General features: G+C 62.1%; 13 protein-coding genes. 7 read left to right on the top strand and 6 right to left on the bottom strand.

Annotated features, from left to right (window positions below; genetic code table 11):
* Positions 1 to 140: 140 nt before the first annotated feature.
* From C7I87_RS25325 to C7I87_RS25310, 4 genes are all read left to right on the top strand, one after another.
* Positions 141 to 605, top strand: a complete 465-nt coding sequence (locus tag C7I87_RS25325; RefSeq protein ID WP_149906787.1) for a cupin domain-containing protein — start codon at positions 141 to 143, stop codon at positions 603 to 605.
* Positions 606 to 901: 296 nt separating this feature from the next.
* Positions 902 to 1,294: a RidA family protein gene (locus tag C7I87_RS25320; protein ID WP_149906786.1), complete on the top strand. Its 393-nt coding sequence runs from the start codon at positions 902 to 904 to the stop codon at positions 1,292 to 1,294.
* A gap of 210 nt (positions 1,295 to 1,504) precedes the next feature.
* Entirely contained in the window at positions 1,505 to 2,218 is a 714-nt protein-coding gene (locus tag C7I87_RS25315; RefSeq protein WP_149906785.1) for an ATP-binding protein, read from the top strand.
* A gap of 34 nt (positions 2,219 to 2,252) precedes the next feature.
* Positions 2,253 to 3,176 carry a hypothetical protein gene (locus C7I87_RS25310; RefSeq protein ID WP_149906784.1) on the top strand — a complete coding sequence of 308 codons (924 nt, stop codon included), beginning with the start codon at positions 2,253 to 2,255 and terminating at the stop codon, positions 3,174 to 3,176.
* Positions 3,177 to 3,260: 84 nt separating this feature from the next.
* Here the strand turns inward: C7I87_RS25310 and carB are convergent, their stop codons facing one another.
* The 3 genes from carB to C7I87_RS25290 all read right to left on the bottom strand — a co-directional run bounded on the left by carB (position 3,261) and on the right by C7I87_RS25290 (position 8,442).
* Complete coding sequence (carB, locus tag C7I87_RS25305; protein ID WP_149906783.1) at positions 3,261 to 6,764, bottom strand: carbamoyl-phosphate synthase large subunit; 3,504 nt, start codon at positions 6,762 to 6,764, stop codon at positions 3,261 to 3,263.
* Positions 6,765 to 7,127: 363 nt separating this feature from the next.
* Positions 7,128 to 7,910, bottom strand: a complete 783-nt coding sequence (locus C7I87_RS25295; RefSeq protein ID WP_149906782.1) for an SH3 domain-containing protein — start codon at positions 7,908 to 7,910, stop codon at positions 7,128 to 7,130.
* A 175-nt stretch (positions 7,911 to 8,085) separates the two neighbouring features.
* Positions 8,086 to 8,442: an ArsR/SmtB family transcription factor gene (locus C7I87_RS25290; RefSeq protein ID WP_149906781.1), complete on the bottom strand. Its 357-nt coding sequence runs from the start codon at positions 8,440 to 8,442 to the stop codon at positions 8,086 to 8,088.
* A 195-nt stretch (positions 8,443 to 8,637) separates the two neighbouring features.
* Between C7I87_RS25290 and C7I87_RS25285 the strand changes: the two genes are divergently transcribed.
* Entirely contained in the window at positions 8,638 to 9,816 is a 1,179-nt protein-coding gene (locus C7I87_RS25285; protein ID WP_149906780.1) for an MFS transporter, read from the top strand.
* Positions 9,817 to 9,840: 24 nt separating this feature from the next.
* Here C7I87_RS25285 and C7I87_RS25280 read toward each other — a convergent pair whose 3' ends face one another.
* Positions 9,841 to 10,296: a MarR family winged helix-turn-helix transcriptional regulator gene (locus tag C7I87_RS25280; protein WP_149906779.1), complete on the bottom strand. Its 456-nt coding sequence runs from the start codon at positions 10,294 to 10,296 to the stop codon at positions 9,841 to 9,843.
* A 214-nt stretch (positions 10,297 to 10,510) separates the two neighbouring features.
* On the opposite strand from C7I87_RS25280, the gene C7I87_RS25275 reads away from it, so the two are divergent.
* Positions 10,511 to 11,305, top strand: a complete 795-nt coding sequence (locus tag C7I87_RS25275) for an SDR family NAD(P)-dependent oxidoreductase (RefSeq protein WP_149906778.1) — start codon at positions 10,511 to 10,513, stop codon at positions 11,303 to 11,305.
* A 392-nt stretch (positions 11,306 to 11,697) separates the two neighbouring features.
* Here the strand turns inward: C7I87_RS25275 and C7I87_RS25270 are convergent, their stop codons facing one another.
* On the bottom strand, positions 11,698 to 12,297 hold the full coding sequence (locus C7I87_RS25270; protein WP_149906777.1) for a LysE family translocator: 600 nt from the start codon (positions 12,295 to 12,297) through the stop codon (positions 11,698 to 11,700).
* A gap of 56 nt (positions 12,298 to 12,353) precedes the next feature.
* Between C7I87_RS25270 and C7I87_RS25265 the strand changes: the two genes are divergently transcribed.
* The gene (locus C7I87_RS25265) at positions 12,354 to 13,262 is read left to right on the top strand and encodes a LysR family transcriptional regulator (protein ID WP_188393991.1); all 909 of its coding nucleotides are present in this window, start codon (positions 12,354 to 12,356) and stop codon (positions 13,260 to 13,262) included.
* Between the two features lie 242 nt (positions 13,263 to 13,504).
* Here the strand turns inward: C7I87_RS25265 and C7I87_RS25260 are convergent, their stop codons facing one another.
* The gene (locus tag C7I87_RS25260; protein WP_149906776.1) at positions 13,505 to 14,155 is read right to left on the bottom strand and encodes a dihydrofolate reductase family protein; all 651 of its coding nucleotides are present in this window, start codon (positions 14,153 to 14,155) and stop codon (positions 13,505 to 13,507) included.
* Positions 14,156 to 14,293: the final 138 nt, after the last annotated feature.

The following is a 14,293-nucleotide window of genomic DNA, read 5'->3' as shown; positions in this document are numbered from 1 at the left end:
GGGAGATGTCCGGCAGGACAGAGGGGGGCGCCGTAGAGCGCTACATTGAATGAGCCCCGTAGCAAACCCCACCCGCAAGAAGCCCCTGTGCCTCCACCCGCCATGAACTACACTGCCCATCACACCCTCGGGAGCACCCCATGCCCAAGATCGACCTCGCATCCGTGCCCGTCCGCAAGGGCTCCGGCTATCCCGCACCCTTCGACGCCCCTTGCGCCGACCGCACGCGCCGCCGCCTTGGCGATGCCGGCGGGCTCACCGATTTCGGCGTCAACCTGATGACATTGCCGCCCGGCGGCTGGTCGAGCCAGCGCCACTGGCACAGCCATGAGGACGAACTTGTCTATGTGCTGGAAGGCGAACTGGTGCTGGTCGAGGACGGCGGCGAGACGCTGCTCAAGGCCGGCGATAGTGCTGCCTTCGCCAAGAACAGCCGCAACGGCCACCACATGATCAACCGCTCGCCGGTCACGGCGCGCTACCTGGAAGTCGGCTCGCGCAATCCCGATGATGTGATTACCTGCTCGGATATCGACATGATGAGCCCGAGTTCGGACGAGCGGTTTTTGCACAAGGATGGCACGCCGTATCCGGGGCAGGGGTGAACCCAATCGCGCAGGGCGGCGCCAGCCCCCGCTCCGTCCCGGCTTCGCCGGGCCACCTCTCCCCCACGTTGTGGGGGCGAGGAAACCAAGCCTTCCGGCGTCGCGACATTGGCGATTGGCTTTTCCTCGCCCCCATGAAATGGGGGAGAGGTGGCCCGGCGAAGCCGGGACGGAGCGGGGGAGCGCCCTATGCGATTTCTCTAGGCGGTGACGAGCCTCGGCTCTGAACTGTGGATCAGCGCTGGCGTTCCGGCGCCGCCGCGATAAGCTCCCCGCAAACCCCAAGGGAGGACACCATGAAAAAACAAGTCATCGAAGTGCCCGTCATGTCGGACAAGGTGCGGGCGCTCGGCTTGCCCTGTTCGACGGCGGTGAAGGCCAACGGCTTCGTATTCATCTCGGCGACGCCGCCGGTGGACATGGTGACCGGCGAGATGGTGCGCGGCGACATCGAGGTCCAGACCGACGCGTCGCTGAAGGCGCTGAAACATTGCCTGGAAGCGGCCGGCACCTCGCTGGAAAACGTGGTGATGGTGCGCATCTACGCCGTCAATTCCGGTTTCTACAATGCAATCAACCGGGTGTATGCCCGGTACTTTTCGACCAACCCGCCGGCGCGGAGTTTTGTGCCGGTGGCTTCGTGGCCGATGGAGTTTGATATCGAGATTGAGTGCGTGGCGGTGGCGTGAGGGACGACGTCGGCTGTCGGCAAGCACCTTTGACCTGAATCCCACTCAACCTACGGCGATCCTTATTTATCTGTCTTGCTTGCAAAAAAAATATAACCGAGACTAATTAGTAGATAAACACCTCGCTCACCTTTGGGGATAGGTGAGGGCCGAATTCAACCGCGTTGAATTCGGCTGAATTAGGAGAAGCCGCAGCGCAATGGAGGGGGTATGAGGTTTATTAAGGAAGTAGAGATAGCGTATTTCCGAAGCTTCTATAAGGAGACGATCTACAGATGCAGTGATTTAAATGTTATATTTGGAAAGAACGATGTAGGTAAGTCAAATATAATAAGGGCGTTAAACTTATTCTTTAATAATTCTACGGACGACGCGACGGACTTCAACTTTGATATCGATTTTAGTGACAAGAGGCGTTTGGAGTCCGAGAATTCCGAAGGTATCAGAAAGTTCATTTATGTCAAAATAACTTTCTCGACCCCCAGCAACTATAGGAAGTCGCTTGGAGAGGAATTCTATGTCAAACGTCAGTGGACCGTATCGAGAGATGACGAATATGTCGAGGAAGTTTCCTCCCATATAAAAGCAAATCAAAGGCATATTGTTACTAGGTTTCTAAATCTAATAAGGTTTATCCATATACCGGCTATAAAGGACACAGCTACGTTTCGTACATTGCTCGGAAATATCTATGAGATACTATCTAATTCAGAAGAATTCTTGAAGACAGTTGAAGATTTTGCGAGTAGGGTTCAATCATCAACCAGCGAACTCTTTTCCTCGATGCCGAAAGAAGTCGCTTACGCTCCAGAGAGGGGACGGGATAAAAGCTCGTCACATTCCGGAAATTCTAAATTTCATATGCGACCGAGATTCTTATCAGTTCCACATCTGGGGGTTCGAGGAGCCGGAAAACTCGCTTGATTTTGTTTCGGCTGAAGCTGAGGCTTCTAGATTTTTGAAGCTTGCGCTGGCAGGTCATATACAGGTTTTTGTAACGACCCATAGTCCGTCCTTCTACAATCTAAGCGACGATGGAGTGAAGAAATTTTACGTCACAAGGGATGAGGATCAGCAAGCTACAATCGTTCAAGGCCGAAATCTTGAAAAATTAGATATTGTAAGCGCGGTTGGCGAGGGATTCTATTTGCCTGCTGTTGCGAAGGCTCTAGAGGAATATTCGATCAGGGAGGCTGATGCGGCGAACTTTAGAGCTCAAGCTGAGGAGTTTCAAGAGCAGGTTAAGGCATTTACTCAGCCGGTAGTTTTAACAGAGGGAAAAACCGACGAAGTTATTCTTCTGGAGGCTTGGAGAAAAATTCGTGGAGGTAAACCGCCGTTCAAGATTAAGTGTTGCGATATAACAGACGGCGCAGACGGAGGGTCGGCCGGCGCGTCGAGATTGGCGCTTTCGTTGCGTGCAGTTCCGTACGATAGCAACAACATAGTGATTGGGTTGTTCGACCGTGACGACGCCGGTACCAAGGAGTGGCGACTCGACGGGACATTTGTTGCTGACGATTTTTTTTCAGACGTAAAGACGTCAAAAAATGGCAAATCGTTTGCTTTACTAATTCCTGTGCCGGATTTTAGATATGATTGTGCTAAAAACCAAAATCTCCCGATAGAATTCCTATTTCCGGATGAATACCTAACTAGGGAGGTGGATGGTAAGCGCTTGGAACTCAAACCGATTATGGCAACGAGAAAATTAGGCGAAGAAAATTTTCGAGTTAAAATTGGAGATGGCACGGCCTTTCAGCAGATACAGGATAGTTCTAAAGTTGGATTCGCTCAGTTTGTTGTGCCCAAATTGCCGAAGGAAGCCTTTATAGGATTCGAAGCTCTATTCGAAAATGTTGAAGGTATAATAGCTAGGTAGCCATTCGGGCAGAGCCAGCGCTGCCTCTCATCTGCCTGCCGGCATCTTCTCCCCGTATAGTGACGGGGAGAAGGGAGCTAATCTTTAAGCAAAATACTCCTGCAGTGGCCTGACTTCCAAACTCCCCGCCTTCAGCGCCGCGATCGCTTCCGCCACCGCCGCCGCCCCCGACAGCGTCGTGTAATACGGCACTTTCTGCATCAGCGTTGCCCGCCGCAGCGATTTCGAGTCCGACACCGCCTTCTGGCCGTCCGTCGTGTTGAAGACGATCTGCACCTGGCGGTTGCGGATGGCGTCTTCGATGTGGGGGCGGCCTTCCAGGACCTTGTTTATTTTCTCGGCCACGACGCCGTTTTCGGCGAGGAAGCGCTGCGTGCCCGAGGTGGCCAGCACCTTGAAGCCGAGGCCGGCGAGGCGCTTGACGGCCGGCAGGATGCCCTTCTTGTCCTCGTCGCGCACCGAGACGAACAGCGTGCCGGAGCGTGGCAGGTCGACGCCGGCGCCGAGCTGGCTCTTGGCGAAGGCGAGCGCAAAATCGCGGTCAAGGCCCATGACCTCGCCGGTCGAGCGCATTTCCGGGCCGAGCAGGATGTCGACGCCGGGGAAGCGGGCGAAGGGGAAGACGGCTTCCTTGACCGCGATGTGGCCGGGATTGCGCGGGTCGGGCATGGCACCGTAATGGGAGAAGGCGTCTTCCAGCGTCTCGCCGGCCATGATGCGGGCGGCGATTTTCGCGATGGGGCGCCCAATGGTCTTGGCGACGAAGGGCACGGTGCGCGATGCGCGCGGGTTGACTTCCAGCACGTAGACCGTGCCGTCCTTGATCGCGTATTGCACGTTCATCAGGCCGCCGACATTGAGCGCGCGGGCCAGCGCGGCCGTCTGGCGCTCCAACTCGTCGACCAATTCCGAAGGCAGCGAGTGAACAGGGAGCGAGCAGGCCGAGTCGCCCGAATGGATGCCGGCCTCCTCGATGTGTTCGAGAATGCCCGAGACGAAGGTTTCCTTGCCGTCGCAGAGGCAGTCGACATCGACCTCGATGGCGCCCGAGAGATAAGTGTCGAACAGCAGCGGGTTCTTGCCCAGGAGCGTGTTGATCTGGCCGGTCTTGTCGTTGGGGTATTTCTGCTTGATGTCCTCGGGCACCAGGCCGGGCACGGTGTCGAGCAGGTAGTTCTGCAGCATGCCCTCGTCATGGATGATCTGCATGGCGCGGCCACCGAGCACATAGGAAGGGCGCACCACCAGGGGGAAGCCGAGCTCGCCGGCGACGAGGCGGGCCTGCTCGACCGAATAGGCGATGCCGTTCTTCGGCTGGCTGAGGTTGAGCTTGTGCAGCAGCTTCTGGAAGCGGTCGCGGTCTTCGGCGAGATCGATCATGTCGGGCGAGGTGCCGAGGATCGGGATGCCGGCCTTTTCCAAAGCGTCCGCCAGCTTCAGCGGCGTCTGGCCGCCGAACTGGACGATGACGCCGACCAGCTCGCCCGAGGCCTGCTCGGCGCGCAGGATCTCCAGCACGTCCTCCGCCGTCAGCGGCTCGAAATAGAGCCGGTCCGAGGTGTCGTAGTCGGTGGACACCGTTTCGGGGTTGCAGTTGATCATGATCGCTTCATAGCCGGCATCGCGCAGCGCAAATGCCGCGTGGCAGCAGCAATAGTCGAACTCGATGCCCTGGCCGATGCGGTTCGGCCCGCCGCCGAGGATGACGACCTTTTTCCGCGACGAGACCTGCGCTTCGTTGGCGAGCGCGCCGGCGAAGGGCACTTCGTAGGTCGAGTACATGTAGGCTGTCGGCGAGGCGAACTCGGCGGCGCAGGTGTCGATGCGCTTGTAAACCGGATGAACGTCGAGCTTTTCGCGAATCTTCTGAATCACTTCCACGTCGGTCTTCGTCAGCGAGGCGAGGCGGGCATCGGAGAAGCCCATGGCCTTCAGCATGCGCAGATTGACCGCGTCCTGAGGAATGCCGTGCTCGCGGATGCGGGCTTCCATGGCGACGATGCCTGATATCTGTTCGAGGAACCACGGGTCGATCTTGCACATGGCGTGCACGTCTTCCAGCGAGGTGCCCATGCGGATCGCCTGCGCCACCATGCGCAGCCGGTCGGGCGTCGGCGTGCCCAAGGCGGCGCGGATGGCGTTGCGGTCGTCGGCGTGGTTGGCCGCCACGGCGCCGTGGCCCAGGCCGGGGATCTCGATCTCGTCGAGGCCGGTGAGGCCGGTCTCCAGTCCGCGCAGCGCCTTCTGCAGCGATTCCTGGAAGGTGCGGCCGATGGCCATGACTTCGCCGACCGACTTCATGGCGGTGGTCAGCACCGGCTCGGCGCCGGGGAATTTCTCGAAGGCAAAGCGCGGGATCTTGGTCACGACATAATCGATCGACGGCTCGAACGAGGCGGGCGTGGCGCCGCCGGTGATGTCGTTCTCGAGCTCGTCCAGCGTGTATCCGACGGCGAGTTTGGCCGCGATCTTGGCGATCGGGAAGCCTGTCGCCTTTGAAGCGAGCGCGGACGAGCGTGAGACGCGCGGGTTCATCTCGATGACGACGAGGCGGCCATCGGCCGGGTTGACGGCGAACTGGACGTTGGAGCCGCCGGTCTCGACGCCGATCTCGCGCAGCACCGCGATCGAGGCGTTGCGCATCATCTGGTATTCCTTGTCAGTCAAGGTCAGCGCCGGGGCGACGGTGATGCTATCGCCTGTATGCACGCCCATCGGATCGATGTTCTCGATCGAGCAGACGATGATGCAATTGTCCGCCTTGTCGCGGACGACCTCCATCTCGTATTCCTTCCAGCCGAGCACGCTTTCCTCGATCAGCACTTCGGTGGTCGGCGAGGCGTCGAGGCCGGACTGCACGATGTCGTAGAACTCGGCCCTGTTATAGGCGATGCCGCCGCCGGTGCCGCCCATGGTGAAGGACGGGCGGATGATTGCCGGCAGGCCGACATGGTCGAGCGCCTGGGCTGCGATCGCCATGCCATGGCTGATGTAGCGCTGCTTGCGGTCGCCTTCGCCGAGGTTCCAGCGCGTTTCCAGCGCGTCGAGCGCCGCGTCGAGATTCTCCGGCTTTTCGGCCTTCAGCGCGGCGCGCTCGGCCTCGTGCGTCTTGCGGTCGGCGTTCTTGACGTCGGTGGCGTTGGCCAGCATCGACTTCGGCGTTTCCAGGCCAATCGTCTTCATCGCCTCGCGAAACAGCGCGCGGTCCTCGGCCTTGTCGATGGCATGCGCGTCGGCGCCGATCATCTCGACATTGTAGCGCTCGAGCACGCCCATGCGGCGCAGCGACAGGGCAGTGTTGAGCGCGGTCTGGCCGCCCATGGTCGGCAGCAGCGCGTCGGGCCGTTCCTTGGCGATGATCTTGGCGACGACTTCAGGGGTGATCGGCTCGATATAGGTGGCGTCGGCCAGTTCCGGGTCGGTCATGATGGTGGCCGGGTTGGAATTGACCAGGATGACGCGGAAACCTTCTTCCTTGAGCGCCTTGCAGGCTTGGGTACCGGAATAGTCGAACTCGCAGGCCTGGCCGATGACGATGGGGCCGGCCCCGATGATCAGGATCGACTTGATGTCGGTGCGTCTGGGCATGTCTGTGAATTCCGTTCGGCAGCGGGCTTGCACAAAAAACCGGGACGGGAAGACCCGGCCGGTTGTGCTCGCGATTCTGGTATCAGGCTAGGAGGGCCTTATAGGGAAGAGTTTTGCCCGATGTAACCCCGAAAATGCGGGTTGTGTGGCCCTCAGCAACAAGCGCCTCATTCCTTCGCGCCCCCCTCTGTCCTGCCGGACATCTTCCCCACGAGGGGGGAGATTGGATGAAGCGCCTGCTTTCGCCAATTTTCAACCTCGGTGATAAAGCGCCGGCGGCCGGGACTGCTGATCTCCCCCCATGTGGGGGAGATGTCCGGCAGGACAGAGGGGGGCGCTGTCCCGCCGACCTTTGGAGCGTGCCTAATCCCCCAGCACCACCGTATCGGCAATCTCGAACCGCTCCGACACGCCGATGCGGATCAGGTTGAGTTTGCCTTCCCTGGTGAAGCGGAAGTCGCTGCCGGCGTCCGAACTTGCCGGCAGGCCGGCATCGAAGGAGATGACGCGGCTGCCGCCATCGGGCCAGGTCACGGTCACATCGGCCTTGTCAGTGCCCTTGTGCGTCACGCTCGCCGCGCAAGACGCCATGGGCTGTCCAACGTAGCGGGCGCAGGGAATTTGCAGGGATCCATTCGCCGCCAGCGCCAGGCCATAGGCATCCTGCATGGCGATCTCCGCCGCGGATTTGGGCGCAGTTTCGGGGCTGGCCGGTTGGCTCGCGCTACCCAGCCGAGCGGTCAGGTCGGGCGGCGGTGCATCGGGCGTCGCGCCTGCGTCGGTGCCCACGGCGGGCACATCCGCCGCCTCGTCGGGCACCGTCGCCGGATTGAGGGGCACGAGATAGCGCGCGGGGGCCCAGCCGGTGGCCTTGGGATTGTCAGACTCGACCTTGCACCAGGGGTGCCCGTCAATGTAGTTGCAGCCGAGGTTTCGTACGCTCGCACCAGCGGCCAGGCGGGCCTCGGTCTTGCCGATCGCCGATGGCTTGGCGCGGACATTGAGCAGGTCGTCGGGGGCGAGCCCGGTGACCACGGAGATGAACGGCGCTTCTTCGGCATGGGCAGCCGGCCACGCCGCCATCAGCAGTGGAGCGGCAATCAGCGCATGCAAACTTTTTCGGAGCGTAACTGTGCGCCTCATCATTTGGCCGTGCGCCGTACTCAAATCACTCTGTCGCGGCGGTCTCGCCGCACGCCCGGACGGTTTTATAAGGGACGGCGCGCCGCCATGTAAGCCGGAAAATTCAAGCTAGCCATGGCGGCAAACCATGGTGCTGGGTGGCCGCCTCTTACCGCTTCGCGAGTGAGGGGAAATGATTTCAGGCCGGCACTTCCAAATCATGACCGCCGACCGCCGGCAGTGCGGGGTCATCCACCGCCGCGGCGATGACGCTGTCGAGCAGGCCGGGGAAGCGGGCATCGAGGTCGGCGCGGCGCAGCGTGATCATGCGGTTGGTGCCGACCACTTCGGCGCGGGTGACGCCGGCCTCGCGCAGCTTGGCGAGGTGGTAGCTGAGATTGGTCTTGGAGGCGAGGTCGAGGAAACGGCTGCAGTTCAGCGGCACGCCTTCCTTGCTGGCGAGATAGCGCACGATAGCGAGCCGCGTCGGGTCACCGAGCACGCCGAGCACGATGGGCAGGCTGATCTGGTCCGTATTGGGATGCGGTAACGTCATGGCTGGAACCTAAGCACAGTTCGGGCCGATTTCAACGCGTCCATGCTGCTCGGCCCATACACACTGTTTCTCCTTTTCATGACCGTCCTGACACAGGGTTGTCAGCATGGTTCTGCTATTTTTGCCTGGCTTCATTGACATCATGCCCTTTTATGTCCAATTGTTCAATAACTTTTGAACTAAGGACGCCTTCCCATGGACAAGAGAATCTTCTGGCTTGCACTCGGATCGTTTGCGATCTCGACCGAAGGCTTCGTCATCTCCAGCCTTCTGCCCGATATCGCCAGGGATGCCGGCATCTCGGTGCCGCTCGCCGGCTCGCTGATCACCGCCTTCGCGCTCGCCTATGCGATCGGCACGCCGATCCTGGCAACGCTGACCGGCGAATGGGACCGGCGCCGCGTCATCTTGTGGACGCTGGTGTTCTTCGTCATCGGCAATGTCGTCGCCGCCCTGAGTTCCTCCTTCGAAGTGCTGCTCGTCGCACGCATCATCATGGCGCTGTCGTCGGGCCTGTTCGCGGCAACCGCGCAAGGCACGGCGGTGGCGCTGGTCGATGACCATCACCGGGCCCGCGCCATCGCCGTCGTCGTCGGCGGCACCACGGTGGCCGTCGCTGTCGGCGCGCCGCTCGGCGCGCTGGTCGCGGCCATCGCCGGCTGGCGCGGCACCTTCTACGCCATTGCCGGCCTTGGCGCGCTGGCCGGCGCCATCCTGTGGTATCGGCTGCCGCGCGGCATCATCGGCACCAGGCTGCCGCTGAAGCGCCGGCTGGCGGCGGCCATGCGTCCCGGCGTGATGCCGATCCTGGTGACGACGGCGCTTGCCCTTATCGGCGCGTTCACCGTGTTCAGCTTCATCGCGCCGCTGGCCATCGAAGGCGCCGGGCTGTCGCCGATCGCGTTGCCGGGCATGCTGCTCGCCTTCGGCGCCGGCGCCGTCATCGGCAACATTGCCGGCGGCCAGGCCGCCGATCGTTTCGGCGCGACGCGCACCGTCGCCTGGTCGCTGGCGCTGAGCGCGGCCATGCTCGTCACCTTCTCGCTGATCCCGACCTTCCTGCCGCATCACCTGGCCGGACCGGCGCTGATGGGCATGATGGTGCCTTGGGGCATCGTCGGCTGGGCTTTCCCGCCGGCGCAGGCCAGCCGCATCATCAAGCTGGCGCCGGACGCGGCCCCGATCGTGCTGTCGCTCAATGCCTCGGCGCTCTATCTCGGGGTAGCGCTGGGGGCTGTGGTCGGCGGGGCGGTGTTGCGCTACGGCGCGCCAGCCGATCTCGGCCTGATTGCCGCGACCTTCCCGGTCATCGGGCTCGGCATCGTGCTGGCCGGGCGGATGTTTGCCAGACCGGTGGCGATGCCGGCAGAATGAACGATCCTCGAAACGCCGGCCGGTTCAACTGGCCGGCGTTTCGTTGAAATCCACCGCGGCGATCTCATCCAGCACCGCGCGCAGCCTCGCCGCTTTTTCCTTGCCCACCATGTCCTCGAAGCGCTGTTGGGCGACCTGCCACAGCTTCATCGCCTCATCAAGCTTGGCCCGCCCTTGCGGGGTCAGTCGCACCCGTTTGATGCGACGATCGGCCGGATCGGCGAAGGTCTCGACATAGCTGTCGCGGATCAGCGGCTTCAGCGTGTGGCCGAGCGCCGACAGGTCCATGATCAGGGAAGCCGCTATGACGCCCATCGCCGGCTCGTTGCCGACGTGGATCTGGTAGAGCAGGCCCTGCTGCGTGGCCTTGAGGCCGGACGGCGCCAGCACATCGTCATAATACTGGCCGATCTTGCGCGTCGCGCGACGCAGCATGGCGTTGTTGCAGGCCGTCAGGCCGGGCAGGGTGTCTTTCGACATGATGGTTCCTTGGCAGCGACGACGTTCTGACCGGCTGCTGCCTGATAAATAATCCCCGATGCGCTCATTGACAAGATAGTGGCATATGCCTATTTCGTCAAAGGTGGCATATACCACTAAATCAATCAGGCGGCTTGCCGGTGAGCCGAGGGGCGAATGCCTACGATGCCTCGGGCAGGTCGAAGCAAACATTCGAGATAGAAGGAACAGGACAATGAGCGGACAGGCAAACAAGGGCACGGCGGTCGTCACCGGCGCTTCGTCGGGTATCGGCGCGGTCTATGCGGACCGGCTGGCGGGGCAGGGCTACGACCTCATTCTGGTGGCTCGGCGTGCCGACCGGCTGCAAGAGCTGGCTGAAAAGCTGCGTTACGCTTACGACCGCAAGGTCAGCGTGATCAGCGCCGATCTGTCGGACGACGACGATGTGCGCCGTGTCGAGCAGGCGATATCGGCCAATGAATCCGTAACGCTGCTGGTCAACAATGCCGGCCTTGGCGGTCAGGCGGTGGTGGCAACCGCCGACGCGGATGCCGCCGAGCGCATGATCAAGGTCAATGTCGTGGCGCTGACCCGGCTGACCCGTGCCGTGCTGCCGGGGCTCTTGGCGCGCAACCGTGGCGCCATCGTCAACATCGCCTCTGTGCTCGCCTATGACACCTCGTTCGGCGGCATCTACAGCGGCACCAAGGCCTATGTCGTCAACTTCACCGAAGCGCTGCATCGCGAGGTCGCGGGCACCGGGGTGACGGTACAGGCGGTGCTGCCGGGCGCGACCCGGACCGATTTCTGGGAGCTTTCCGGCAGCGATATCGATACGCTTCCGAAGGAGATCGTCATGACCGCCGACGATATGGTCGATGCCGCTCTTGTCGGCCTGGCGCGGGGCGAAGCCGTCACCGTGCCGGCGCTTGCCGATACGGGAAAGCTGGATACGTTCCTCGGCGCGCGGCAGGCCTTCTATGGCAGCCTGCACGCCGACAAGCCGGCAGCCCGCTATGAAGCTTGAGGCCACCTCGGTCCCCCGCTCTGGCGCTACGCTATGCGCGCATCTTCTGTGACTGGCGTGAATGTTCGGCCTGAGGCTTGATTGCCACGTGGATCCCCAATCCGTCGCTGCTTCGCAGCGCCACCTTTCCCCCCTCCGGAGGGAAAGGAAGGGGCGTTGCTGGACGAGCGTTGACGGCAAAAAAAGCTTGGCGCCTTTCCTCTACCCCGTCGATCGGGGGAGAGGTGGCTCGGCGAAGCCGAGACGGAGTGGGGGTCGATCAGCGCAGCACAAGACGATGCATGCGCCAAGCCGTTATGCACTATCGCCAAAGACCCTGCCGCCTGGAAATGTGTGCGTACCGTAGCGCTGTGGCGGGGGCAAGGAACCCTGGTTCTGCAAGGCCGACGCTTCTAATGCGTCTGCCACATCGGGATGATCGAGGCGGCGAGCACCAGCGCCAGCACGATGTTGAGCGCACGCCATTGCCAGTCGGTCTTGAGCAGCCGTGCCAGCACCATGCCGGCCACGCACCAGACGGACAGCGAGATGGCCGCTGTGAGGCCGAAGGTCGAGCCGAGCAGCAGCGCCAGTTGTCCTGGTCCGTCGGCCAATGCGGCAAACGAAGCTGCCGCGCCCAGTCCCATCGCCCAGCCCTTGGGGTTCATCCACTGGATGCCGGCGCCGCCCAAGAAGCTGTTGGGCCGGGCCATGGTCACGTCGAGATTGGGCGGCCCGGCGCGGCCGATCTTGATTGCCAGCCAGAGAAGATAGAGCGAGCCGGCGATCTTCATGGCGAGCTGTAGCGACGGCATGGCAAGCAGCAGCCCGGCAAGCCCGGCGGCGGCCGCCGCCGTCACCGTTGCGAGGCCGGCCGCGCTTCCCGCCATCAGGGGGACCGAGCGGCGAAAGCCGAATTGCGCGCCCGAAGCTGTCGACAAGGTGGTGGCGATGCCTGGCGTGGCGGTGGCCACGAAGGCAAACAGGATCAGCGGCAGGATAGGCTGGAGCATGAGGCATCCTTTGTCGGAAGCTCCATGGTAGACGTGGGCTTGCATCAGTAAATGCAATGTTTGCGATGGCAGGCATTAGCATCTATAATACTGGAATGATCCGCAATCTCGATACGGCGCTGGTTCGCACTTTCGTCACCGTCGCCGACAAGGCAAGCATGACGGCCGCGGCGAACACGCTGCACCTGACACAGGGCGCGGTCAGCCAGCAGGTCAAGCGCCTGGAAGAGACGCTCGGTTGCAGCCTGTTCGAGCGCGACCGGCGCGGCCTGCGCCTGACGCCTTCCGGCGAGCGGCTGTTCGACAAGGCAAGGCGCCTGCTCAGCCTGAATGATGAGATCTGGACCGAGATGGTGGGGAGCGCTATCGCCGGCCAGGTGCGGCTCGGCGTGCCCTACGACCTTGTCGGCACCTTGCTGGCGCCTGTCCTTAAAGCCTATGCCGAGGCCTATCCGCAGGTCGAGATATCGCTGGTCTGCGCCTCCTCGCCGGAACTGGCGGCGGCACTCGCGGCCGGAACCATCGACCTCGCGGTGATCGAGGAGCGGGTCGGCCCGACATCAGGAGAGTGCCTGGCCATCGACCGGCTGGTCTGGGTCGGCGCAAGGGGCGGGGCGGCCCGCGCCAAGCGGCCATTGCCAGTCTCGATCGTCGCCGACACCTGCGCCTTCCGGCCGGCGGTGCTGTCGGCGCTCAACGAGCATGGGCTGGAATGGCGCAGCGTGTTCGAGAACGGCAATATCGACGCGACCACGGCGACGGTGCGTTCCGATCTCGCCGTCACCACCTGGCTGGCCTCCACCGTGCCTCCGGATCTCGACATATTGCCGTTCGACGCCGGGCTGCCGCCGCTGCCCAATTTTTCCATCAACCTGCACCTGCCCAGGCATGGCGTGGGTACGGCGGCGCAGGAGTTCGCACGGCATATCCGTGAGGGGCTGGGACGGCGATTACAGGCTGCTTGAGACCAAGCAGAACTTGGTTTCCTCTCCCCCGTCGATCGGGGGAGAGGTGTCGAGCGCAGCTCGACGGAGTGGGGGTCGATCTTTTCCCGCCTGATTATCGCTGACCTCAGTCTTCTTGCCGCCTTTTCGCGCCCGCCTTACGGCGGTGCGTTTGGCGAATGGCTTCCCCCACTCCGTCGCTGGTTTCGCAGCGCCACCTCCCCCCTCCGGAGGGAGAGGAAAGGTGCCAAGGCCGGGTCCCGCTACTTCCAGTTCTTGCGCCGCTCGAGTTCGGCGTCGGAGGGCTTGCCCGTGACAAAGGAGCCGACCTCGATTTCGCCCGCGCGCTCGTAAGTCGCCATGATGACGCCGGTGGTGGAAGCCTGCGATTTGACAAGCCTGAAGGCGGCCGGCATCGCGGCATCGCCGAACAGCCGCTTGCCCTTGCCCAGCAGCAGCGGGAAGATCATCAGCCGGATCTCGTCGATCAGCCCGTTGGCGAGCAAGGTCTGAATCAGATCGCCAGATCCCTGGATGAGCAGGTCAGGTCCATCTTCCTGCTTGAGGCGGCGCAAAGTCGCGATGATATCAGGCCCAAGCGAGTGCGTGTTCTGCCAGGTCAGAGTATCCGGCCGATGCGTCGCCACATATTTGGTCGCGGGGTTGAAGGCATCCGCGATCGGATCCTTCTGATAAGGCCAGTACGCGGCGAAGATGTCGTAGGTTCTGCGGCCGAGCAGCAGGGCGAACGGTTTGGAGAACAGTTCATCCATTGCCGCGCCCGCCACCTCGTCAAAGTAGTGGAACGTCCAGCCGCCGAATTTGAAGCCGCCGACCGGATCTTCTTCCGGTCCGCCCGGCGCCTGCATGACGCCATCGAGGCTGACGAAGGTCGCGGCGATGATCTTTCTCATCCGTCTTCTCCTTTTTTGCGATCCGCGCCGTCACGGCCGGATTCCACCTTAGGACGAACGGCAGGCTTCCTTTTCGACAGGCGACGACAAATTTTTACAGCATGTCGCGGCGAATAGGATTCGCCCGACCTGCTGTAA

It is taken from the genome of Mesorhizobium sp. SARCC-RB16n (assembly GCF_008520305.1).
Lineage (GTDB): Bacteria > Pseudomonadota > Alphaproteobacteria > Rhizobiales > Rhizobiaceae > Mesorhizobium.
The sequence above is the reverse complement of the archived record's forward strand: the minus strand, read 5'-3'. Positions and strand labels throughout refer to the sequence as shown.